24 protein-coding genes are annotated in these 22,555 nt (G+C 30.8%); 6 read left to right on the forward strand and 18 right to left on the reverse strand.

The window, feature by feature from the left end; genetic code table 11:
- From IU405_RS15930 to IU405_RS11610, 5 genes are all read left to right on the forward strand, one after another.
- The coding region (locus tag IU405_RS15930) for a T9SS type A sorting domain-containing protein (RefSeq protein WP_197437778.1) at window positions 1-166 on the forward strand (166 nt) is incomplete at its 5' end.
- 451 nt (window positions 167-617) lie between these two features.
- Window positions 618-1,025, forward strand: a complete 408-nt coding sequence (tsaE, locus tag IU405_RS11595; protein ID WP_197438776.1) for a tRNA (adenosine(37)-N6)-threonylcarbamoyltransferase complex ATPase subunit type 1 TsaE — start codon at window positions 618-620, stop codon at window positions 1,023-1,025.
- 6 nt (window positions 1,026-1,031) lie between these two features.
- The gene (locus IU405_RS11600; protein WP_197438777.1) at window positions 1,032-2,228 is read left to right on the forward strand and encodes an alanine dehydrogenase; all 1,197 of its coding nucleotides are present in this window, start codon (window positions 1,032-1,034) and stop codon (window positions 2,226-2,228) included.
- Between the two features lie 48 nt (window positions 2,229-2,276).
- Window positions 2,277-2,645 carry a DUF4258 domain-containing protein gene (locus tag IU405_RS11605; protein WP_197438778.1) on the forward strand — a complete coding sequence of 123 codons (369 nt, stop codon included), beginning with the start codon at window positions 2,277-2,279 and terminating at the stop codon, window positions 2,643-2,645.
- Between the two features lie 54 nt (window positions 2,646-2,699).
- Window positions 2,700-3,404, forward strand: coding sequence for an SIR2 family NAD-dependent protein deacylase (locus tag IU405_RS11610; protein ID WP_197438779.1), 705 nt, complete (start codon window positions 2,700-2,702; stop codon window positions 3,402-3,404).
- Window positions 3,405-3,747: 343 nt separating this feature from the next.
- On the opposite strand, the gene IU405_RS11615 is transcribed toward IU405_RS11610, so the two are convergent.
- The 11 genes from IU405_RS11615 to rpsF all read right to left on the reverse strand — a co-directional run bounded on the left by IU405_RS11615 (window position 3,748) and on the right by rpsF (window position 11,676).
- Window positions 3,748-4,461: a LytR/AlgR family response regulator transcription factor gene (locus IU405_RS11615; protein WP_197438780.1), complete on the reverse strand. Its 714-nt coding sequence runs from the start codon at window positions 4,459-4,461 to the stop codon at window positions 3,748-3,750.
- 5 nt (window positions 4,462-4,466) lie between these two features.
- On the reverse strand, window positions 4,467-4,790 hold the full coding sequence (locus tag IU405_RS11620) for an Hpt domain-containing protein (RefSeq protein ID WP_197438781.1): 324 nt from the start codon (window positions 4,788-4,790) through the stop codon (window positions 4,467-4,469).
- The gene (locus IU405_RS11625) at window positions 4,787-5,836 is read right to left on the reverse strand and encodes a sensor histidine kinase (RefSeq protein WP_197438782.1); all 1,050 of its coding nucleotides are present in this window, start codon (window positions 5,834-5,836) and stop codon (window positions 4,787-4,789) included. Before IU405_RS11625 ends, IU405_RS11620 begins: the two co-directional genes overlap by 4 nt.
- Window positions 5,833-6,975 (reverse strand): FIST signal transduction protein, encoded by a 1,143-nt coding sequence (locus tag IU405_RS11630; protein ID WP_197438783.1) that lies wholly within the window; start codon window positions 6,973-6,975, stop codon window positions 5,833-5,835. The genes IU405_RS11625 and IU405_RS11630 overlap by 4 nt, the downstream gene beginning before the upstream one ends.
- Entirely contained in the window at window positions 6,972-8,957 is a 1,986-nt protein-coding gene (locus tag IU405_RS11635; RefSeq protein WP_197438784.1) for a PAS domain S-box protein, read from the reverse strand. The genes IU405_RS11630 and IU405_RS11635 overlap by 4 nt, the downstream gene beginning before the upstream one ends.
- A complete protein-coding gene (locus IU405_RS11640) occupies window positions 8,957-9,496 on the reverse strand; it encodes a heme NO-binding domain-containing protein (RefSeq protein ID WP_197438785.1) in 540 nt (179 codons plus the stop codon). Before IU405_RS11640 ends, IU405_RS11635 begins: the two co-directional genes overlap by 1 nt.
- 2 nt (window positions 9,497-9,498) lie before the next feature.
- Entirely contained in the window at window positions 9,499-9,912 is a 414-nt protein-coding gene (locus IU405_RS11645) for a response regulator (RefSeq protein WP_197438786.1), read from the reverse strand.
- A gap of 135 nt (window positions 9,913-10,047) precedes the next feature.
- Window positions 10,048-10,512, reverse strand: coding sequence for a DUF6495 family protein (locus IU405_RS11650; protein ID WP_197438787.1), 465 nt, complete (start codon window positions 10,510-10,512; stop codon window positions 10,048-10,050).
- 63 nt (window positions 10,513-10,575) lie between these two features.
- Window positions 10,576-11,019, reverse strand: coding sequence for a 50S ribosomal protein L9 (gene rplI, locus IU405_RS11655; RefSeq protein ID WP_197438788.1), 444 nt, complete (start codon window positions 11,017-11,019; stop codon window positions 10,576-10,578).
- Window positions 11,020-11,034: 15 nt separating this feature from the next.
- Entirely contained in the window at window positions 11,035-11,331 is a 297-nt protein-coding gene (gene rpsR / locus IU405_RS11660; RefSeq protein WP_105045688.1) for a 30S ribosomal protein S18, read from the reverse strand.
- Between the two features lie 3 nt (window positions 11,332-11,334).
- The gene (gene rpsF, locus IU405_RS11665) at window positions 11,335-11,676 is read right to left on the reverse strand and encodes a 30S ribosomal protein S6 (RefSeq protein WP_197438789.1); all 342 of its coding nucleotides are present in this window, start codon (window positions 11,674-11,676) and stop codon (window positions 11,335-11,337) included.
- Window positions 11,677-11,794: 118 nt separating this feature from the next.
- Here rpsF and IU405_RS11670 point away from each other — a divergent pair, with 118 nt between their 5' ends.
- Complete coding sequence (locus IU405_RS11670) at window positions 11,795-12,679, forward strand: sterol desaturase family protein (protein ID WP_197438790.1); 885 nt, start codon at window positions 11,795-11,797, stop codon at window positions 12,677-12,679.
- 159 nt (window positions 12,680-12,838) lie between these two features.
- Here IU405_RS11670 and ald read toward each other — a convergent pair whose 3' ends face one another.
- The 7 genes from ald to IU405_RS11705 all read right to left on the reverse strand — a co-directional run bounded on the left by ald (window position 12,839) and on the right by IU405_RS11705 (window position 22,438).
- Window positions 12,839-13,924, reverse strand: a complete 1,086-nt coding sequence (ald, locus tag IU405_RS11675) for an alanine dehydrogenase (protein ID WP_197438791.1) — start codon at window positions 13,922-13,924, stop codon at window positions 12,839-12,841.
- 381 nt (window positions 13,925-14,305) lie between these two features.
- Window positions 14,306-15,004: a GDSL-type esterase/lipase family protein gene (locus IU405_RS11680; RefSeq protein ID WP_197438792.1), complete on the reverse strand. Its 699-nt coding sequence runs from the start codon at window positions 15,002-15,004 to the stop codon at window positions 14,306-14,308.
- Between the two features lie 32 nt (window positions 15,005-15,036).
- Window positions 15,037-15,441: a two-component system response regulator gene (locus tag IU405_RS11685; protein WP_197438793.1), complete on the reverse strand. Its 405-nt coding sequence runs from the start codon at window positions 15,439-15,441 to the stop codon at window positions 15,037-15,039.
- 11 nt (window positions 15,442-15,452) lie between these two features.
- The gene (locus tag IU405_RS11690; RefSeq protein WP_197438794.1) at window positions 15,453-19,250 is read right to left on the reverse strand and encodes a PAS domain S-box protein; all 3,798 of its coding nucleotides are present in this window, start codon (window positions 19,248-19,250) and stop codon (window positions 15,453-15,455) included.
- Between the two features lie 410 nt (window positions 19,251-19,660).
- Window positions 19,661-19,978: a hypothetical protein gene (locus IU405_RS11695; protein WP_197438795.1), complete on the reverse strand. Its 318-nt coding sequence runs from the start codon at window positions 19,976-19,978 to the stop codon at window positions 19,661-19,663.
- A gap of 142 nt (window positions 19,979-20,120) precedes the next feature.
- Window positions 20,121-21,362: an aminotransferase class I/II-fold pyridoxal phosphate-dependent enzyme gene (locus IU405_RS11700; RefSeq protein WP_197438796.1), complete on the reverse strand. Its 1,242-nt coding sequence runs from the start codon at window positions 21,360-21,362 to the stop codon at window positions 20,121-20,123.
- 71 nt (window positions 21,363-21,433) lie between these two features.
- Window positions 21,434-22,438 (reverse strand): PLP-dependent cysteine synthase family protein, encoded by a 1,005-nt coding sequence (locus IU405_RS11705; RefSeq protein ID WP_197438797.1) that lies wholly within the window; start codon window positions 22,436-22,438, stop codon window positions 21,434-21,436.
- Window positions 22,439-22,555 lie beyond the last annotated feature (117 nt).

Below are 22,555 nucleotides of genomic sequence, written 5' to 3' on the forward strand. Positions count from 1 at the left end.
AACTTTAACGGATGTTACAGGAAAAACAATCCATAAATCTAAGGCTCAATTAACAATAGGTAAAAATGAATTAGCCTTTGACTTTAAAGTGAAATCGGGTATTTATCTATTAAAAGTATCAAGCAGCGAAGCAACGTATGGTACTACTAAAATTATTTTTAGATAAATAAAGTATTGAATATCTAATAAAAAAAGACTGTCAGAATTGACGGTCTTTTTTTTGATATCCATGTTAATGTAAAATATTGTTTTAGTAAAAAGCATTTGTGAAATTCGCATTCACTTTATTCGAGAAATTCGTGCAATTAGTGTCTTATCCTTTTCAAAAAATATTGCGCAAAGCATTCGTGAAATTTAATAGAAAATTAATTTGTGCTAATTCGTGTAATTAGTGTCTTATTCTTTTTAAAAAAATATTGCGAAAAGCATTCGTGAACTTGCTTTAGGAAACAAAAAAAGGGTTTGATTGTTTTCGATACATATTATGTTTCGTTTTACCACACAAAAAACAATTGAATTCACAATGATAATTGTTGTTTCAGCTAGAGCATGGTTTAGATAACAATTTTCAAACATTTTTAAACGTTAACTTCAAATTCTTTGTTATTTTTAGCCTCATGAAAACGAGCTATACTTTACAGGATTTGCCCTCAATTGCGAAAGAAATTATTGCCATTGTGAACAATAAAACTCTTCTTTTTTATGGTGAAATGGGTGTTGGAAAAACTACGCTGATTAAAGAAATTTGCTTGCAACTTGGAGTATTAGACAACATCTCCTCTCCTACTTTTTCATTGGTCAATGAATATCAAACTGCTGAAAATGAATCCATATATCACTTTGATTTTTATAGAATTACCGATGAAACTGAGGCTTTAGACATCGGAATTGACGATTACTTTTACAATGGCAATTGGTGTTTGATAGAATGGCCACAAAATATCAAAAATTTACTACCTTTAGATGCTGTTGAAATTCATCTTTCATTGAATGATGATGACAAACGCACTATTCAACTAAACTAATAAACTATGAGTTCTTTTTCTCCTTTCAGTAAAGAAGATTTGCTACCCCAAGAAGAAATGCTTGAAATACAAAAACGCAAAGGAGAGCTTTTTATAGGCTTGCCCAAAGAAACCTATTTGGGAGAAAAACGTGTTTGTTTGACTCCAGATGCTGTTTCTGCCTTGTGTGCGCATGGTCATCGAATTGTGGTAGAAACAGGCGCAGGTTTGCATGCAAGTTATTCTGACAAAGAATATTCAGAAGCAGGAGCCAAAATTTCTGATAATGTAGAAGAAGCCTTTAAATGTAACATTGTATTGAAAGTGGCGCCACCTACTGAAAAAGAAATTGGCTACATCAATCCTCAAACCATCTTGATTTCATCGCTTCAACTGAAAACACAATCCAAAGCCTATTTTGAGAATTTGGCAAAAAAAAGAATCACAGCTGTGGCATTTGATTTTATCAAAGACGAGCACAATTCTTATCCCATAGTAAAATCATTGAGCGAAATTGCAGGAACTGCATCTATTTTGATTGCGGCCGAATTGATGAGTGGCATTAACAAAGGAAATGGATTGCTGCTAGGAAATATTGGAGGCGTGCCACCATCAAGTGTGGTGATTTTTGGTGCAGGCACTGTTGGCGAATACGCAGCAAAAACGGCTATTGGCTTGGGTGCTAGAGTGAAAGTATTTGACAATTCCATCAGCAAACTTCGCAAATTGCAAGATTGTTTACATGCACCTATTTATACATCTACAGTGCAACCAAAATCGGTAGCCAAAGCGTTGATGCGTTGTGATGTGGCTATTGGAGCCATCAGAGGAAAAAACAGATCGCCCATTTGCGCTACAGAAGACATGATCAAAACCATGAAAGAAGGTGCTGTGATTGTGGATGTAAGTATTGATAGAGGTGGCTGTTTTGAAACTTCAAACGTTACTACACACAATACACCAACCTTTGTAAAACACGGAGTAATTCATTATTGTGTCCCCAATATTCCTGCCAGATATGCACGAACAGCTTCTGTATCCATCAGTAATATTTTTACTCCCTATTTGCTAAACATTGCCGAAGAAGGAGGATTTGAAAATTCGGCTCGATTTGATAGAAGTTTGCGAAACGGCATGTATTTTTATCATGGTATTTTAACCAATAAAACAGTTGCAGATTGGTTTGATTTGCCTTACAGAGACATTAATTTATTGCTTATGTAAGTCTATTTCTTGGTTAAAAAAGGTATTTTTGCAGCATAAATTCATACAATGTTACTGAAAAGAATTGGATATTATTTGATAGGAGTTTCCATTGGAGCCATTGCTGTTTCCTATATTTGGAAACATAAAAACGCTTCTTTTGATTATGGAATGGACGCAAGAACACTGAAAACCATTCGTATTAAAAAGCGATTGTATTCAAATGAAGCCTTGCAAACACTTCAAAATAAACAATTGGACACTACAGTAATCTCTAAGATTTTAAGAAACGCAGACGTGGATTTTAAAAAAGGAAAACCAAGACAAAAACCGTGTGCTGAGTACTATGTGACTGGCAAAGAGAGTCTGAAATACATCAGTTTGTATATTTCTAGATGCGATTCTACGGCAACTATTGAAAAGGTAATTATAGAGTAAACCGTATTTTTAACTTTCAAGTTTTCATAACCAATACAAAGTTTTTCAAAAGCGATGAAGCAAAAATTAGTGGTTCTTACAGGCGCAGGAATTTCAGCAGAAAGTGGCATCAAAACTTTTAGAGATGCTGATGGTTTGTGGGAAGGTCATGATGTGATGGAAGTGGCAACGCCTGAAGGTTTTGCGAAAAATCCTGCATTGGTTTTGGATTTTTACAATCAACGAAGAAGACAGTTGTTAGAAGTTTCTCCTAACAAAGCACACTATAATTTGGTGGAATTAGAAAATCATTTTGAGGTAGCAATTATTACTCAAAACGTTGATGATTTGCACGAACGCGCAGGCAGTAAAAATGTAGTGCATTTGCATGGAGAACTTTTAAAAGTGCGAAGTACTAAAAATCCAACAAATATCATATCATGGAAAAACGATCTCAATTTAGGAGATGTTTGCCAACAAAATAGTCAGTTGAGACCACATATAGTATGGTTTGGAGAAGAAGTACCTATGCTAGAAAAAGCAATTGAAATTACAGATAAAGCAGCCATCTTGGTGATTATTGGCACCTCTATGCAAGTGTATCCTGCAGCGAGTTTGGTGCATTATATTCAGCCAAATACGCCTATTTATTTTATTGATCCCAATCCACAAATTTCTGCAAATCAGTTTCGTAATTTGACAATTATTGACGAGTTAGCGAGTATTGGAACAACAATTTTACATGATCTTTTACTACAAAATAAAAGAGCTACTAAGTAGCTCTTTTATGTTTAAATCTTCACAGTCTTTTCAAAAATCTTACCTTGGTAAAAATTTAAAATAAGGGGTATTAAGGGGTGTTAAGGGGTGTTTCGTTAGGGATACTTTTTTTTATGATTTACTACTTTCACTTTAATTACACTACAAAGATAGTTTGCCTTTACTTTTTTTTTGAATAGATTTCGTTGTACTACATTTTAGTATCGATGAATGAACTTGTTTATTTCGATGAAAGCATATGAATACTACACACAATTGTGTTTTGAAGTTAAAACAAGAAAATGATTTTTTAGAAAGATTGAGAATCCTATGAATGAAAATAATAAAAAAACGATAAAAAAAATTATAATAAATCCAAACGCTTCATCAGTTCAGGTCTATTTGAACGGCTTACAGGCACTACATCTTTTTTGATAAGAACGCTATTATCTTCAATATCAATGATTTTTTTCACGTTAATTATAAAAGAACGATGTACTTTTAAGAAAAGTGATGATGGCAATTTGTCTTCAATCTTTTTCAAGGTAGAATGCACAACGTAATTTTTATCTTCTGTCTTAATATGAATATAATCCCCTTTTGCTTCAATTAGGTAAATACTTGCAAGGTCTATTTTGATAAGACGTCTATCAATATTTACATAAAAATCATTTTGAATTGAAGGTTCTTTTTCGCTTTTAGCTTCTTTTATTTTTGGTTTTTTTGACCCTGAATTTTGTGCCTTAACAATCGCTTTTTCAAATCTTGGCAATTGAATTGGTTTCAACAAATAATCAATAACACATTCATACTCAAAAGCTTCAATAGCAAATTGAGGATCAGAAGTTGTTAAAATAATTTTTGGTGGATTTTTTAAAGTTTTGATAAAATCTAAGCCACTGAAATCAGGCATGTGAATGTCTAGAAAAATAAGATCTACTTCATTTTCATTTAAAAACTTGATTGCTTGAATTGCACTCGAAAATTCTTCAACAACAGTAAGGTCGTTAAAGTTATTAGAAAGAGTTTGAATGATAACTCTTGCCATTTTTTCGTCGTCAATTATTATGCAATTCATAGAATTTAGATAGTTTTCAAAAAAGATGAAATTAATTGCAATAACTCTTCAAAACCTTCAAAACCTTCTAAATTATTGTTTTTAAGGTTGTGTTCATAGTCGTTTGCTAATTTATAACTTTTTTCGAGACCTAGAATACTAATTTTCGGTTTCATTCTATGAACATTTGATGCAAGCTTTTTGAAATCTTTTTCTGCTAAGCTATCATAATATTCCTGCTGCTCTGTAGGAAATTCATTTTTAAGGACATCAATAAGCATTTGCTTTACAGCATCATCATCTCTAGCTAATTGATCAATGTAGTCTAAATTTGGTTCTTCTGAAATCATTTTTTAAGGGTAAAATAAAAAGTAGTTCCAACATTTATCGTTGATTCTAACCATATTTTACCTTGGTAAAGTTCTATAATTTTTTTGACAATTGAAAGCCCAATTCCAGAAGATTTATCATCATTCTCTAATTTTTTGAAAGCAATGAATATTTTATCAAAATAATTACTTTCAATTCCTTTGCCATTATCGCTTATTGAAAACTTCCAAAACGTATCTTCTAGCTCAAAATTTAAGGTGATTATGGCAATTTCTTTGTCATTAAATTTAATGCCATTTTCAATAATATTGGTAAATAATCGCTCTAAAGTATAAAAATCACCATGTATCACAGGAAGTTTTTCAGGGAGAATCAGTTCATATTTTTTAGTTGTTTCTATCTTTTTTATGACTGATGTTAAAACACTTTTTAAATCTATATTTTTAAATTTACTTTCAACTTTACTGACTTTTGAATATTCAGAAATTCCGTTAACAATATGATATAATTTATCAACGTTTTCCTGAATCAAATCTAATTTTTCTATCCCATCTTTGTCAATAGCATCTTTATAATCTTCTTTGATCCAAGAAGTTAAGGCATTTATGCTTTGCAAAGGCGATTTCAAATCGTGTGAAACCATGTGAGCATAATAGTTGAGTTCGCGGTTTTGTTGCTCAACATTTTGAAGAATTTTATCTCTTTGATTATTAAACTTAATGATTTGTTTTGCTTGATGATCTATAAAATCAACAAGATTTGTAGTGTCAAGATCTAAATTGTCAAGACTATTATTTCCTTTTGAACTATATGATTTTAAGGTTTCAACAATATCTTGTAATTTTCCAATAATCTTATTTTGAGCATCATACTCTTTCTTTAGTAACTTATTTGTCTGCGAAAGTTCTTCTGAACTAATTTTTGTGGCTCTTTGAAGCATCACAAATTGATCATCAAAAGTATGATATGACTTATTGACCGCATCCAAAAATAGCAACATATCTGGATGAGTCTTTAATTCATTGGTTAAATATTTTCTAATTTGTCTGTTTAATAGTGAATTCATTTTTCGCTTATTAAGGTAATTGTCATTGTTTGATTGTGCAATTGACAATTATTTTCTCCGTTAAAAGGGGCAATTTCACCATAGGAATACAATCCGCATATGGTTGTTTTATTTCCAACTACTTCCACTACTTCATCAACTTCTTCTTCAACGCGTTGATCAAGTACTAATTTTCTTCCAATACAACTTACCAAAATGGCAAGTTCTGGTGATTTTTCTCTTTGATGATTTGCTTTATTAGCAGCGATTTCAGCTGCATTAATAATGCTGTCTACATTTGTCATCATCAATTGCACAGTAGAATTTTCGGCAATATCACCAGCCAAAATCATAGAATTATCCTTTTCATTGATGTTCAAAATAGTTCTTACAATTGATTCTTGTTCATTGCTAGATTTTACTTTCAATGGAAATAACAATGCTGCAGCAGGCAATTCTTTTGATTTTTCACCCAAATACTTTTTATACAAATCAAGTGCGGGTTTGTGATCTAATTCGTATAAAATATTGTCTTTTGATTTTGTTACAATCCTTTCAGGTCCAAAAGGTGTCCAACCATCATTGATAGCAAAAGAAATTTCTAAGTGTTCACCATAAAGACCAATGGCTACAATTTCGCCTGATTTCGGATTTTCATTATACGAACAAATTGTTTTTTCAAACCTAGCTGCATCACTACACAAAGCACCCGTGATTAAAATATCGTTGTTGGTAACTTTGTTCATACCATTTGCAAGTTGACTTCCATTGATGACACTTCCATCAGAAATTACCAAAACGTATTTTAAGTTTTCTTTGTCAAATTGTTGAATTAATGCATAACCAGCTTCATAACTATTTACAAACTGATTGTCATCTTTTACATTGACCGTTTTAATTGCAAAACTACTTTTTTCGAATTCAATGGCTGTGATTGTAATTCCATCATCATCAACAGAATGTGAAGAAATATCTCCAGCTGAGGAACCAAATACGATTTCACCATCGTTAAATATTTCTTTGATTTCTTGATAGATTTTGTTACTTTCTAGCAAATACCTATTTCCAAAAACCAAAACTAGTGGTTTACTTAAAGGAATATTTTCTCCCAAATATTGCCAATCAGTGTCAATGTTTCTTCTTAGTTGTACTGTTTTCATATTTTTTTTGCAATGGTAAAATAAAATGTTGTTCTTAATCCTTTTTCACTCTCTAACCAAATTTTTCCTTGATACAATTCAACTATTTTTTTGGCAATGGACAAACCAATACCTGTTGAATCCTCTCTTTTAGTTAATGATTGAAATATCTTGAAAATCTTTTCGTGATATTTTTTTTCAATACCAATTCCATTGTCTTTGACTGAGAATTGATACTGTGTTTCGTTTTCTGAATAATCAATTTCAACAATTCCTTTTTCTTTATCCGTAAATTTGATAGCATTACTGATAAGATTTTGAAATAATTGTTGAAACTTTGTGGCATCTCCAAAAACTGTAGGAAGCTCCTTTACAACAGTAACAGAAATGTTTTTAGGAATTAATATTACTTTGATAATGTTATGAACTACTTCATTCAATGCTACTAATTCATCATTGTTTTGTAAAGTGCCTGAACTTGAATAGGTTAAAATATTGGAAATTAAGTTTTCCATAGTTTCTAACGTCTTTTCAATGAGTTCTAAATTTTGATGTGTTCTGGTATCTAATTTATCTTTATTATCTTCTTTTATCCATGAAACTAACGCATCAATATTACGCAAAGGAGATTTTAAATCATGAGAAACAATATGCGCATATTCATTGAGTTCTTCATTTCGATTTTCTAATTCATTTAAAATCAATTCTTTTTGCTTTTCAAGTGCTTTAAATTCAGTGACATCTAAGTGAATTCCAATAGAACCAATGATCTCACCATTCAAATTATAATTTGGCGCACCACTAACCAACCAAATTCTCTCTTTTTTTGCTTTATTTTTTACTTTTAATTCATAGGAATTTGATTCTCCTTTAAGTCTTTTTACATTTTCATTTTGAATAATATCCAAACCTGTATCAAGTAATAAAACTTCACTTCCTTTTTTCCCAATCAATTCTTCTTCCTTAAAACCAGACATTTCACAAAAAGATTGATTTACCAATAGAATTTCGTCATTATTATTTACTTCTAACAATCCTAAATTCATATTGGCAATAATACTGCTGTATTTTTGTTTTTGAGCTTCTAAACTTTTACGATAATTTCTACTTAACGTCACGTTTTTGTAGGTCCAAAGATGACCTTTGTACTCATTACCATTTTTTATTGGGATAAAATCTCTTTCAAGAATTGTTCCATCAACCATTGATATTTCATCTCCTAAAACCATCATTTTATCAGCCAAAATAGTATCAATCCGAGTTACAAACTCATCAGGATTGTCAAACATGAATTTACTTTCATTGGCAGCATTCGAACAATCTTGTCCAACTAAAAATTCGGGCGAAACAGGAATTTTAAAATATTCGCAAAACTTATGGTTCGTTAATACTATTTTTCTGTTTTCATCTTCTAAAAGAATGGCACTATCTAAGTTTAAAATCAATGTGGAAAGTCTGTTTTCTGATTCCTTTAGTTTTTCATCAGAATTTTTTGCATCGGTAATGTCTCTAACAATTCCTTGAGCAGCAATGGGTTTTTTATTTTTATCGAAAACAACACTGGCATTGATGTGAACCCATTTTACTTGACAATTTTTCGTATAAATACGGGATTCATAATTTTTGAAAAAACCATGTTCTTGAAGTTTGACAAAAGACATTAGCGCATATTCTGCGTCGTCTTTATGTACTAAATCCATAACATTTAAAGGTTCTTTATCAATGTCATACCCAAAAAGCTCAATGGCAGCATCATTAAATTTAATGACATTTCCCTGAAGATCAATGACTACATACGCATCAACAATGTTTTCAAAAACACCTTCTAATTGAGATGATTTTTCATCTAAAAGTGTTTCTAGCTTTGCGTTTGATTTTTTAAGTTCTTCTGATAAATGGTAAAGCTCGAGAGATTTAGATTCCAATATTTTTTCTGCAACTTTTCTAGCCGCTTTTTCACGCTCAATGGTGCGAAGTAAAATATCAGTGTTCTCTTGGCTCATTAATTTTTATGAATGATAAACTTTATTTCAGTTCCATCATCATTTATTTTTTCTAATTCTACAGTGGCTGTTGAATTAAAATGAGCAAACGTTTTATTCATCAAACCAAGTCCAAAATAATGCATAGATCTGCTAGATTTATAAATCATTACCAGTGAATTAGCTGTTTTTTCTTCCACCAAAAATGTTGGCAATTCTGCATCAGGGTAAATCTTTTTTACCTCAACATGTATATGACTTTCAATGGATGACAACATATCTATAGGATCATTATAAGAAGCCAATAAACCAGCATAACTTGTTTCTATTACATAAAAAAAGTGTTCACCATACACCAATAACAAATCATCAATAGAAATTCCCGTATTGTTGCTTAAATTAGTTATTAGTTGAAGCATTTCATGAAAACGATATGTTCCAACAGCTGTGTATATTCCGTTAGATTCCAATGTAGATTGTTGAATAATTTTTTCTACCATTTCTAGACCAAATTTGAGTTCAACCAAATCTATAAACTCTCTGAATATAATTCCTTTCAATTTTAATATCTTTTTAATTCATTCATACTCCAATACGTTAAAACAGCTTCCATTTTTTTAACGTAATCTTCATACTTCAAAGGTTTTAAAACGTACCCAGAAACACCTATTTTATAGCATTCTTCAAGGTCTGATTTGTTATCAGAAGTGGTTAAAATTACAGTAGGAATATGTCTAAAATCCTCACTCTTTTTTATTATTTCTAAGAACTCAATACCACTTATCTTTGGCATGTTTAAATCTAACAAAATTAAATCAGGAAACCTATTTTTTCCTTGTAAAATTTCTAGCGCAATTTCAGCATCTTTCGCTTCAGTAAGTGTATGATTTAATTCCAATAATGAAAGTGTTCTTTTCATTTTCATTATTTCTAGAAAATTATCTTCAATCAATAAAATATCTAGTTGTTTATTCATAGGTTGAAACATTAATTAACATCAATGATACTGTAAATACACAATTTTTTGTGAGAAAATAGCATAATTTACCAAAAAGTATCGATGAATGACCATAAAGTGTAGATGAATCAATTTAAAACTTTGTTAAAAATATCAAATTAATGTTTGGAAATACTCAAATATTTCGCCATTTGAAATGACACTTCCTTTTTCAATCAAATCAAATATTTCTGTATTTCGTTCGGAAGTATAGCCTTTACTTCCTTTAAAAATTTCGACAGAATTGTCTAACGGATTGTGCATCAACCATTCAAAACCCTCTTGAGTAAGCAAATTGATGTCCCAAGTAATTTTGATGGCAATTCTGTGAATTTTATCAGCTTCACATTTAAAAAAATTGGCAGAAGTTTCTGAAAAGTGCTCTACATAAGTTGTTTTTGTCAAAACATCTTCCCAAACAATGTCCGAAAACACTTTCATCTCTTCTAAAGCTACATCAGGTTTTTGTTCTTTAATTTCATCCCATTCATTCACATCAATGCTTTGTGAAGCTAAAAAAAGGGCAAACTCTTGGTGTAAATTTTCGAATTGTTCTTTGGTTAACAAACGGTATTTCATAAAGTATAGAATTAAAAAAAGCTCGTTATTTCTAACGAGCTTTGAGGTATTTTTTGGGTAAAATTATTCAGCAACTACTTCGAAAGTAATTTCCGCAACTACATTTCTATGCAATCTGATAGATGCTTCGTATTTACCTAATCTTTTCACTGTACCACCAGTAACTTTCACGAATTTTTTATCCACTTCAGTTCCTGCTTTTGCGATAGCTTCAGCTACATCAATATTGCTTACAGAACCAAATAATTTGTCTCCTCCAGCTTTTGATGAAATTTTAATTTCATATCCTTTAATTGTTTCTGCTATTTTGTTTGCATCAGCAATTAATTTTGCTTCTTTATAAGCACGTTGTTTTAAGTTTTCTGCTAATACTTTCTTTGCAGATGAAGTAGCTAAAACTGCTTGTCCTGTAGGGATTAAAAAGTTTCTACCATAACCGTTTTTAACAATTACAACATCGTCTTTAAATCCTAAATTTTCTACGTCTTGTTTTAATATCAATTCCATATCTCTACTTCTTTATTATTTTAGCATATCACCAACGTAAGGCATTAACGCTAAATGACGCGACCTTTTAATGGCTTGAGCCACTTTTCGTTGATATTTTAATGAGGTTCCTGTTAAACGTCTTGGTAAAATTTTACCTTGTTCATTTACTAAATACAATAAGAAATCAGCATCTTTATAATCAATATATTTGATACCTTTTTTCTTAAATCTACAGTATTTATTTTCCTTTTTGGTTTCAATGTCAAGAGGTGTTAAATATCTAACATCAGCAGATTTGCCTCCTTTTGATTGTTGTTCAATAGTTTCCATGGCTTATTTTTTTGCAGATTTAACACGTTCTCTTCTTTTCTCAGCCCAAGCTGCAGCATGTTTGTCAAATTTAACAGTCAAATAACGCATAACGCTATCATCTCTTCTAAATTCTAACTCGAATGCAGCAATTGCTTCACCAGCTACTTTGTACTCAAATAAGTGATAAAAACCACTTTTTTTCTTTTGAATTGGATACGCTAATTTTTTTAAGCCCCAATCTTCCTTTGAAATCATTTCGGCACCTTTAGAAACCAAATAGTCCTCGAACTTTTGTACTGTTTCCTTTATCTGAGTATCAGATAAAACGGGATTCAAAATGAAAACAGTTTCGTAATGATTCATAAGTAAATATTTATTGTTTATTTTTAAGGGTGCAAATATAGTAACTTTTTAGAAATTATCAATTACTTATTTTAGGTTAAATTTTTTTTATATTGCATCACCAATAAATGACATACAAATGCAAATTCCTGAAATTCCGAATTTAATCCATTTTGCGATTCCTTTTTTCATTTTGACCGTAATAATTGAAGTCATTTTGACTGTAAAAGTAAAAATGGAAGACTACGAATTTAAAGACGCTGCAACTTCAATTGCCATGGGTTTAGGAAATGTTTTCTTAGGTTTGATATCGAAAAGTTTGGTTTTTGTTGTATTCCTATTTTTTTATGAATACCGATTCTTTACACTTCCATTTGCTTGGTGGTCATGGATTTTGATTCTGTTTGCCGAAGATTTTTGCTATTATTGGTTTCACAGAATAAGTCATGAAAATCGATTGTTTTGGGCAAGTCACGTAGTTCATCATTCTTCGCAGAAATACAATTTAAGTACTGCTTTACGACAAACTTGGTCTGGAAGTTTTTATTCTTTTATCTTTTGGATTCCCTTAATTTTAATAGGATTTCATCCCATGATGGTATTGACTCAAATTTCTATTAGTTTATTATATCAATACTGGATTCATACAGAATTGATTCACAAAATGCCCAAATGGTTTGAGGCTATTTTCAATACTCCCAGTCATCACAGAGTGCATCATGCTACAAATCCTCAGTATTTAGACCGAAATCATGCTGGTATTTTTATCATTTGGGACAAACTTTTTGGCACTTTTGAACCTGAAGTGGAAAAACCAGTGTATGGTTTGGTTAAAAACATCGAAACTTACAATCCTATAAAAGTGGCTTTTAATGAATGGTTTCAGTTGTTTAGAGATGTATTTACAACAAATACTAGTTTTAAAAACAGGATCAACTATTTCCTAAAACCTCCAGGTTGGAAACACGATGGCACTGGAATTCTTTCTGGTGATTTGAGAAAGGAATGGGAGAAAAACAATTAAAATATAGACAATTTTAATAATATATTTCAAAATTATTCCATAAAAAACCTAAAGAAAAATAAAGTTTCGCAAAAGGTTATTAAAGTAATTTCTTTAAATTTAAAATACAAAAAAAGGCAAGTGAAATCACTTGCCTTTTTGAATCTTAGTTGAAATCAATTAGGATTCAAAAGCGTGAAGTAATTCTTCATATACAACTTCGCCTTTGATGATATTCAATCCTTTTTCCAACGTTTTATCTCTGTTACAAGCTTCTCTCCAACCTAAATTAGCAATTTTTACAACATAATTCAAAGTTACATTGGTCAATGCTAATGTAGATGTATAAGGAACAGCACCTGGCATGTTAGCCACACAATAATGCACTACATCATCAATAATGTATGTAGGATCTTCATGAGTTGTTGGTTTTGTCGTTTCAAAACATCCACCTTGATCTACAGCAACATCCACAATTACAGTGCCTGGTTTCATTTCTTTCAGCATGTCTCTTGTAATCAATTTTGGAGCTTTTCCACCTTTTACTAATACTCCTCCAATAATCAAATCGTGCGTTTTAATATGCTGACGAATGCTGTATTCATTCGAAAAAGCAGTTATTACATTATTTGGTAAAACATCGTTCAAATAACGCAAACGTTTCATATTGATGTCCATAATTGTTACACTTGCACCCAAACCAGCAGCCATTTTTGCAGCTTGAACTCCTACTACACCAGCTCCTAAAATCAAAACTTTTCCTGGGGCAACACCTGGAACACCTCCTAATAAAATTCCTCTTCCTTTGATTGGTTTTTCTAGATATTTTGCTCCTTGCTGAATTGCCATTCTTCCTGCAACTTCAGACATTGGCGTTAACAAAGGTAAAGTTCCGTCTTCATCTTCTACGGTTTCATAAGCAATGCAAATCGCTTTTCTGCGAATCATGGCTTTTGTCAATTCCTCACTTGATGCAAAATGAAAATAGGTGAATAAAATTTGATCTTCTTTAATCAAATCATATTCAGATGCAATCGGTTCTTTTACTTTTACAATCATATCACTGATTGCATAGACTTCTTCGATAGTTGGCAATATAATAGCGCCAACTTCTTCATAATCTTTATCTAAAAAACCACTTCCTTCACCTGCAGTTGATTGCACATAAACTGTGTGATTATTTTTCTTTAACGCAAAAACGCCAGCAGGAGTCATTCCTACTCTGTTTTCGTTGTTTTTAATTTCTTTAGGAATACCTATAATCATGATTTTTGATATATGAATTTACGGTGTTAAAAGTACGTTGATTTTCAGAATTCTTAAAACAAATCCTGACTTTGAAGCGTTTTTATTTTAACTGTATTAGAAAATTAAATTAATTGATATTTTAGCAATATAATCATGTAAATTCGATTTTTAACTCAAAATATTATGAAAATTGTTAATGAGGTTTGTGAATTTTATGAATTTTCAAAACGAATCCACAGTAAGAATTTTAACAATTCTGGGGATTAAGTTGATTTTTGAAGACTTTTTCACACAATAAAACCACTTCTTTTGAAAGTGGTTTTTAGATTAAAAAGTGTCTTATTTTAAATTTTGACTCATGAAATTTTAATTTTTAAAAAAAATCAAATTTATTTGTAATTAGAATTTTAAAAAAGGTTTTAACGCTTTGTACCAAATACGATAACCTTCGGGTTTCATGTGAAGTTTGTCACTTGCAAACAATTCTGGACGATAGCCTCCATTACTTGTCAGCATGTCATTATAAATATCAACAAAAGTCATATTGGTTTCATTTTCAATATATTCTTTCATTAACTTATTGGTTTCTATAGTTTTATCTTTATACAAATCACCTGCAGGACTTGGTTTTATTGAAATATAAACAATAGGAACCTCAGGTAATTTTTCACGAATCATGGTGATTAATTTCTTGGTGTTTTGAAAAATGCTGTCTGCGGTAAATACTGGATATTTCAAATCATTTTCGCCAACATACATGACAATCTGGCTTGGATTGTAATCAAAAATGAGCTGATCTGCATAATGAATAATATCTTTGACTTGAGCTCCTCCTAATCCTTTGTTGATTACTTTGTATTTATCGAACTTTTTTTCAATATTTTTCCACAATCTAATAGATGAACTTCCTACAAAAACAATAGGATTTGTGGGTGGTTTGTATATTTTTTCAAGATTTTTAATTGTTTGAATTTCTTCAGAGTAAATAGTTTTGTTTTGCGAAAAAGCATTTGAAACAGAGACTATGACACTAAAAATAAAAAGAATGATATATTTGTCAATTCGCATGTCCGTGTTTATACTGTTTTTTATATCCATCCTGATTTTTAGGCTGCTTATTTTATTAATTATTATTGAGAATGAATTTCTGAAAGTTGATTTAAAAATTCATTATTTAATGGCTTTTCTATAAAACTAGTGATGTTTTTATTGAGTTCCGTTTTTTTCAAATCTTCTTTATTTACTGAGGATGAAAGCATATAAATAAAAAGAGAATCATATTTTTTTACTCCTTTCAAATCCAAGATTTCTAAAAATTCCCAACCTGACATTAGAGGCATATTGATGTCTAAAAAAAGAAATGTTTTGCTTTGGCTTTCTGGTGAAAAAAAGGTTGAAAATGATGCAATAGCCTCTTCTGGGTCTAAAAAAGAAATCATTTTTGCTTCAGGAAATTCATCTTCAATCAAAATTTCGCTCAACATATTATTGATAACGTCATCATCAACCAAAACAAAAGTTAATTGCTCATTCATAGAAATGTAATTTATATTTCAAATTCAATTTTAAACTCAGTTCCTTTATTAATTTCACTACTTACCGAAATTTTTCCACCCAAAGATTCTACCTGTGATTTTACCATAAACAATCCCAAACCTTTTCCATCTACATGTATATGAAATCGTTTATAGAGTCCAAAAATTTGCTCTTGATTTTTACTCATATCAAAACCTAGACCATTATCTTTAAAAAATAAAACAATATTTTTTCCATTCAAAGCACTTTTAATTTCAATCACCGGATTTACTTGAAACTGTTTGTATTTTATGCTATTTGTTATAAGATTATAAAAGATACTGTAAAGGTAGCTTTTAATGGTTATCATTTCACTAACTTCATTAAAATCTAAAACAAATCGAACTTGATCACTATTAATTTGATTAGAAATTGATGTGGAAATTTTTTCAACCAAATCCGAGAATTTAACAATTGTTTTTTGCTCGCTTATAGATTTTCTTATCTGCAAGATATTATTCAAATCTCTGATAACATTATCTAAGTTTAACACTGATTTGTTTAAGGCAACATCTAATTCTTTTTTCTTTTCAGGAATCAAATCCTTTGTGAGCATGTAATTATTAAGACCAATAATATTGGCAACTGGCGCTCTTAAATTATGAGAAACAATATTTGTAAACTGTTCTAAATCTCTATTTCGTTGAATTAAATCGTTCATGATTTTTACTTTTTCGTTTTCAATATTTTTTTGCAACGAAATATTTCTCATGATTTTAGATGTAGCAATTACATTGCCATTTTCATCTACTATTGGAGACAGCGTTAATGAAACATGAATTTCTTCGCCACTTTTTGTTACACGCAAAGTTTCGAAATGATCTAACAGTTCTTTATTTTGAATTTTTTCGGAAAGTATTCCATGTTCTTCATAGAAACTTGGGGTCATTAATTGAAAAATTGGTTTTCCAATAATTTCACTCGCTTTATAACCAAACATTATTTCAGCACCATTGTTCCATGAAGTTATGATATTTTCATTTGAAATAGCCATAATGGCATCATGGGTTGAATTTACAATCAAAGATGACAATGCTTGTTGCTCTTCGTATTTTTTTCGTTCGGTAATGTCACGCCCAATAGAATAATATTTTTTGGATATTTTGTTGATAAAAACGTTCCATTCAATCCAAATGGTATCACCTCCTTTTTTTAAAATTTGAACAGGAAAACTTTCAAGTGCTATTCCATTTCTTAAATCTTGAGCTCTTTTTAGTGCTTCAGTGACATTGCTTTCATGGATAATTTCGTCATATTCTTTCTTCAATAAATCTTCTTTAGCATATCCCAATGTTTTTAGCATTTTCAGATTTACAATTTCAAAAAACCCTTTTTCATTGGTTACAGCCAATAAGTCATTACTATTTTCAAAAAAATGACGGTATTCTTTCAATTTATTTTCCGCAATTTTATTGGCTGTAATATCTCTAATAATTACTTGGATATATGGTTTTTCATCAATTTTAAGAAGATTAAGCCTTATTTCAGCAATAAAAACGGTACCATCTTCTCTACAATGCTCCCATTCAAAAAATTGTGATTTTCCTTGATAAACTGCTTGAACTCTTTTTTTAATATCTTCTTCTGAAAGTGTTCCATCAGATTGATATTTTGGAGAATATTTACTTGGATTCCCACCAATAAATTGCTCTCTTGTAGTTCCAAATAAATTAAGTGCACTTTTATTACAATCTACCCAAAAACCATCTAAATACAGTAAAATTGCATCCACAGAATTTTCAAACAAAGACCTATATTTCAACTCCTTTTCTTGAAGCTCTCTATTTCGAAGATATTTTTCAGTAATATCTCTATTTACCCCAATAATTCTAAAGGGTTTTCCGTTTTTGTCTTTGATAATTTTCGCATCCGATTTTATGTAAGCTATTTCTCCATTCTCTTTGACAATTCTAAAACTAGAATCAAAAGGGTCATCATTTTCAAGAATCAAAGTTGATTCATACATGGCTCTTTCTCTGTCATCAGGATGTAATATATTTGCCCAATCATCATAATCAACAGTATTATTGGCCCTTTTTAAACCATACATTTCAAACATTTTATCATCCCAAATCATTTTTCTTTCTTCTATAATACCATCCCAAACACCTATTTTTGCAGCATCAAATGCCAATTTTAATCGTTGTTCATTTTCTTCAATTTTTTTATTTGTTTCAATCAATTGTAGTTCAATCAATTTTCTTTCGGAAATATCTTGACAGGTTCCAAAAATACTTATAGGAATTCCTTGTTCATTGAAGTTAACTTTCCAACGTTCTTCCACATATTTTAAATTTCCTTTAGCAGTAATGATTCTGTGTTCAACAGTATTGAAATCTTTTGAAGTAAAAGACTTAAAAAATGCTTCATTGACCAATTCTCTATCTTCTGGATGCACATAGCTTATAAAAGATTCGTGTGTAGGATTGAAAGTTGCAGAGTCTAACTCAAAAGTATGAAAGTTTTCTTCAGACCAAATTACATCTAGGGTTTCTAAATCTGTTTGCCAATTCCCAACTTTTGCGGCTTTTTGGGCTTGCAACAATCTAAATTCGCTTTCTTCAACTAGTTTATTTGCTTTAAGAAGCTCCTTGTTTTGCTCAATAATGACCTCATTAACTTCTTTTATTTGAAATTCTTTGTTTTTAATATCTGTAATATCTTGAACTAAAGTCACATATTCATCACCAATAGCTACATAATAACTTTCAATAATTTTAAAATTTCCGTACTTACATTGTACTTTAGATTCTATAGGCTCACATCTTGTATTTGTTTTAATCGACTTTGCTACTTTGTCATCCCAAATTTTTCTGATTTGATTTCTATATTTTTCATTCGGATACACTTTTTGAAACCAAGCTTCTTCAGTTGGCACATCAGTAACTTCATAGCCTAACATTTCAATCAAAGTTTTATTGAAAAAAGTAATTTCATTATTCAATTTTTCAATACTCAACCCAAAAGGAAGATTTTCTAGAATTTGATTTAGCTTTTCAGCATCTTTTTTAATTTTTTCCTCAGCTCTTTTTCGTTCGGTAATATTCTCTGTAAAAGCCATGATACCACCAATTTCTCCAGAAATTTTATACCAAGGGCGAATTTCCCATTTCTCCCATTGTATATCGCCATTTAATCGCACAAAAATATCTTCATCTTTTTTTTCTGTAGCGCCTTTCAAACCACGTTGATGCACTTGTTTCCAGTCGTCTGTCATTTCAGGAAAAATATCGTAAAGGTTTTTCCCTATAATGTTGATGTTTTCTAATTTATAGCTGCTAATCCATTTTTTGCTCACAATCAAGAAACACATGTTATTATCAAACATTGCAATTTCAGTAGGATTGTCTTGAATAAATGAAGCTAATAACTGATCATATTCTTGGCAGTCATAAAAAGTTGACTTTGAATTATTGATTTCTTTGGTTTGCAACAAAACTGTTTTTTCATCAATAAAAGTAAATTGATGAAGTGAAAATTGGGCTGTAGAATTGTCATCAAAAGGAATGAGAACAATTCTCTCAAAAGAACTTTTAGTTGCTATACATTTTTGTAAATCATCAATTATTGATGAAACATTACTGTAAAATTCACTTGCTTTGACTCCAATGCATCCATTTTTTTTATAACTAAAATCACTGATCGCCAATTCATTCGCATCAACTAAATCAAAGTCATTATCTATATTTTGCCATATATATGATGGTATTGGCAGTGATTTAAAAACTGCTTGGAAAGTGTTAGGAAGCTGGTTTGGGGGAGTTTTCATATTCTTTTCAAATCAGTAATTGATTTAAGTTAGTAAGCAGTTTTATACATTCATTTTCTTCATATTGAAGACAGCATTTTATTGTTTTGATATTTATATCTAATTTAAGAAATTTTTGTTAATTAACACAAATTATTTTTGCTTAGGAATTTATGGTGAAAATTTGAATGAAAAACGTATGTTTTAGAGGTAGAAAATAGATTTACCACACTACATTAACCTGTTGGGTGTAATTGAGTTTTGAAATAAATTTGCCACGAATTCACGGATTTTTTAAAAATATGATTTCAATAAATTTAAATATTCATCAAAGATGAAAATAATTATGGTGATGAAATCCTTAAAATTGGTGAATTCGTTGAAAAAAATATATTTTATTATTCAATAAAATAATTGCACAACGTGTTACATTAATCCTTTCCAACCGCTTCATAAGTGGGTAAAGGAAAGCTCATTTTCATCAATTCAATTTTGTCAAACAATTCTCCAACTCCTAAACTAGACCAAATGATGAACAGACCAAGAATTATTTTAAGAATAAATAATGTCTTCTGTGGAATTTTTTCAATAAATAAATTTATAATTGGCAAAAAGAAAAGTATTGATAAAAGAATGATGAACAATCCATAAAAAGGATCATTTCCCCAAAATGTATTGACAAAACCGATATAAAAAAATAAAAGTCCAAATAAAAGATTGATAATAATACGGATTGTTGATTTTTTCATATGATATCAATTTTTAGGTTGTTTGATGATTTGAACTTTTAACTACTTTTCTTTTTTTTAGTATAAAAAAAACTGTGAAATACTTGATAAAGCACTTCACAGTTTTTGTTTTAATGATTTGAAAACTAGAAAGAAATACTGTTTAACTTACAGCAACTTGTCTATAACTTCCATTTTCTAATTTTTCTCTTATCGCAGAAAATGCTTTGATAGTTTCGTCAATATCTTCTTGTGTATGTGTTGCTGTAGGAATCAATCGTAAAATAATCAATCCTTTTGGAATTACTGGATACACCACAATAGAACAGAAAATTCCATGATTTTCACGCAAGTCATTTACCATTGCCATTGCTTCAGGAATGTCTCCTTGCAAATACACTGGAGTAATACAAGTTTGTGTAGATCCTAAATCAAAACCAGCTGCACGTAACCCTGATTGCAACGCATTTGTGTTTCTCCATAAAGTTTCTTTCAATTCTGGCATAGTACGCATCATATCCAAACGCTTTAAAGCGCCTTTTACCATTGCCATAGGCAACGATTTTGCAAACATTTGCGAACGTAAATTGTATTGTAAATACTGAATTACATCTTTATCACCTGCTAAAAAAGCACCAATTCCAGCCATTGATTTGGCGAAAGTTGCAAAATACACATCAATTTCATCTTGTACTCCTTGTTCAAAACCTGTACCTCTTCCTCCTTCTCCAAGCGTTCCAAATCCGTGAGCATCATCTACCATTAAACGGAAATTGTATTGTTTTTTAAATGCTGCAATTTCCTTTAATTTTCCTTGTTCACCACGCATTCCAAAAACACCTTCAGAAATTACTAAAATACCTCCTCCAGTTTGTTCGGCCATTTTAGTTGCACGTTTGATATTTTTTTCAAAGCTTTCCATATCATTATGACGATATACAAAACGTTTTCCTTGGTGCAAACGAACTCCATCAATAATACATGCGTGCGTATCAATATCATACACAATGATATCGTGTTTTGTAACCAACGCATCAATTGCTGACATGATTCCTTGATACCCAAAATTGAGTAAATATGCACTTTCTTTGTTCACAAATTCAGCACATTCTTGTTCTAATTGTTCGTGAAAATCGGTGTGTCCAGACATCATTCTTGCGCCCATAGGATACGCCATTCCATGTTCAGCAGCAGCGTCAGCATCCGCTTTGATAACTTCTGGGTGATTTGCCAATCCTAAATAATCATTGATACTCCAAGTGATTACTTTTTTCCCCTTGAAAGACATTCTGTTGGAAATTGGTCCTTCTAATTTTGGAAAAACATAATATCCTTCTGCTTGTGAAGCCCATTTTCCTAAAGGCCCTTTATCTAGTTTTATTCTTTCAAATAAATCTTTCGTCATAATCTATAAATTAAGTTTTGATGAGTACAAATTAACTGCTTTTTTTGCAGTTTATCAAGTATATTAAAAGGTTATTTATCATCGTAAAAACCTTGCTCTTTCATCCAAGCGTCACTGTAAATTTTATTCATATATCGTGAGCCATGATCAGGAAAAATCATTACAATGACACTGTTTGAATCAAAATAATTTTGAGAAGCAAATTGTTTGGTCGCTTGCACAACAGCACCTGAAGTGTATCCTGCAAAAATTCCTTCTTTTTTTACAATTTCCCTAGCTGTCAAAGCAGCATCTTTGTCAGAAATTTTTTCATAAATATCAATCACATCAAAATCAGTGGCAGTTGGAATCAGGTTTTTTCCTAATCCTTCTATTTTGTATGGACTGATTTCGTTTTTGTCAAAAATTCCTGTTTCATGGTATTTTTTCAATACGGAACCAATAGCATCAACTCCTAACACTTTGATGGATGGATTTTGTTCTTTTAGATATTTTCCTGTCCCTGAAATGGTGCCTCCTGTTCCACTTGCAGCAATCAAATGTGTGATTTTTCCTTCCGTTTGTTTCCAGATTTCTGGGCCTGTTGATCTGTAATGTGCTTCAATATTCAATTCATTAAAATATTGATTGATATACACCGAATTTTTAGTTTTTTTATGAATGGTTTTCGCTACAGAATAATAGGATCTGGGGTCATCAGGAGCTACATAAGCAGGACAAATATGCACTTCTGCTCCCATTGATTTTAGCATGTCTATTTTGTCAACTGAAGATTTGTCACTTACTGCCAAAATACATTTATAGCCTTTTACAATGCTAATCATAGCCAAACTAAAACCTGTATTTCCTGAAGTAGTTTCTACTATTGTTGAGCCTTTTTTGATGATTCCTTTGCGTTCAGCATCTTCAATAATATGCAAGGCAATCCTGTCTTTTGCAGAATGTCCTGGATTGAAAGCTTCTAATTTTGCGTAAAAAGAACCTTGAAAATCTTTCGTTATTTGATGTAGTTTCACCAATGGTGTTTGTCCTACAAGTTGCAGGATATTATCAGTGATTCCTTGGTTTCTAGTCATTATAATCGTTTCTCAAAAAAGCCATTTGCAAGATGGTTGCTGTAGAAATAGTGGTGCAAAAATACATTTCTTTACCAAATTTCAACAACATAAATAGTGAAATTGTCCAATTTAGCA

The organism is Polaribacter sp. BAL334, from assembly GCF_015767435.1.
GTDB lineage: Bacteria > Bacteroidota > Bacteroidia > Flavobacteriales > Flavobacteriaceae > Polaribacter.

What these genes read in the sequence shown, in the direction of transcription:
- tsaE (WP_197438776.1), top strand. Translation starts at nt 618, where the DNA reads ATGAAAACGAGCTATACTTTACAGGATTTGCCCTCAATTGCGAAAGAA.
- IU405_RS11600 (WP_197438777.1), top strand. Translation starts at nt 1,032, where the DNA reads ATGAGTTCTTTTTCTCCTTTCAGTAAAGAAGATTTGCTACCCCAAGAA.
- IU405_RS11605 (WP_197438778.1), top strand. Translation starts at nt 2,277, where the DNA reads ATGTTACTGAAAAGAATTGGATATTATTTGATAGGAGTTTCCATTGGA.
- IU405_RS11610 (WP_197438779.1), top strand. Translation starts at nt 2,700, where the DNA reads ATGAAGCAAAAATTAGTGGTTCTTACAGGCGCAGGAATTTCAGCAGAA.
- IU405_RS11615 (WP_197438780.1), bottom strand. Translation starts at nt 4,461, where the DNA reads ATGAATTGCATAATAATTGACGACGAAAAAATGGCAAGAGTTATCATT.
- IU405_RS11620 (WP_197438781.1), bottom strand. Translation starts at nt 4,790, where the DNA reads ATGATTTCAGAAGAACCAAATTTAGACTACATTGATCAATTAGCTAGA.
- IU405_RS11625 (WP_197438782.1), bottom strand. Translation starts at nt 5,836, where the DNA reads ATGAATTCACTATTAAACAGACAAATTAGAAAATATTTAACCAATGAA.
- IU405_RS11630 (WP_197438783.1), bottom strand. Translation starts at nt 6,975, where the DNA reads ATGAAAACAGTACAACTAAGAAGAAACATTGACACTGATTGGCAATAT.
- IU405_RS11635 (WP_197438784.1), bottom strand. Translation starts at nt 8,957, where the DNA reads ATGAGCCAAGAGAACACTGATATTTTACTTCGCACCATTGAGCGTGAA.
- IU405_RS11645 (WP_197438786.1), bottom strand. Translation starts at nt 9,912, where the DNA reads ATGAATAAACAACTAGATATTTTATTGATTGAAGATAATTTTCTAGAA.
- IU405_RS11650 (WP_197438787.1), bottom strand. Translation starts at nt 10,512, where the DNA reads ATGAAATACCGTTTGTTAACCAAAGAACAATTCGAAAATTTACACCAA.
- rplI (WP_197438788.1), bottom strand. Translation starts at nt 11,019, where the DNA reads ATGGAATTGATATTAAAACAAGACGTAGAAAATTTAGGATTTAAAGAC.
- rpsR (WP_105045688.1), bottom strand. Translation starts at nt 11,331, where the DNA reads ATGGAAACTATTGAACAACAATCAAAAGGAGGCAAATCTGCTGATGTT.
- rpsF (WP_197438789.1), bottom strand. Translation starts at nt 11,676, where the DNA reads ATGAATCATTACGAAACTGTTTTCATTTTGAATCCCGTTTTATCTGAT.
- IU405_RS11670 (WP_197438790.1), top strand. Translation starts at nt 11,795, where the DNA reads ATGCAAATTCCTGAAATTCCGAATTTAATCCATTTTGCGATTCCTTTT.
- ald (WP_197438791.1), bottom strand. Translation starts at nt 13,924, where the DNA reads ATGATTATAGGTATTCCTAAAGAAATTAAAAACAACGAAAACAGAGTA.
- IU405_RS11680 (WP_197438792.1), bottom strand. Translation starts at nt 15,004, where the DNA reads ATGGATATAAAAAACAGTATAAACACGGACATGCGAATTGACAAATAT.
- IU405_RS11685 (WP_197438793.1), bottom strand. Translation starts at nt 15,441, where the DNA reads ATGAATGAGCAATTAACTTTTGTTTTGGTTGATGATGACGTTATCAAT.
- IU405_RS11690 (WP_197438794.1), bottom strand. Translation starts at nt 19,250, where the DNA reads ATGAAAACTCCCCCAAACCAGCTTCCTAACACTTTCCAAGCAGTTTTT.
- IU405_RS11695 (WP_197438795.1), bottom strand. Translation starts at nt 19,978, where the DNA reads ATGAAAAAATCAACAATCCGTATTATTATCAATCTTTTATTTGGACTT.
- IU405_RS11700 (WP_197438796.1), bottom strand. Translation starts at nt 21,362, where the DNA reads ATGACGAAAGATTTATTTGAAAGAATAAAACTAGATAAAGGGCCTTTA.
- IU405_RS11705 (WP_197438797.1), bottom strand. Translation starts at nt 22,438, where the DNA reads ATGACTAGAAACCAAGGAATCACTGATAATATCCTGCAACTTGTAGGA.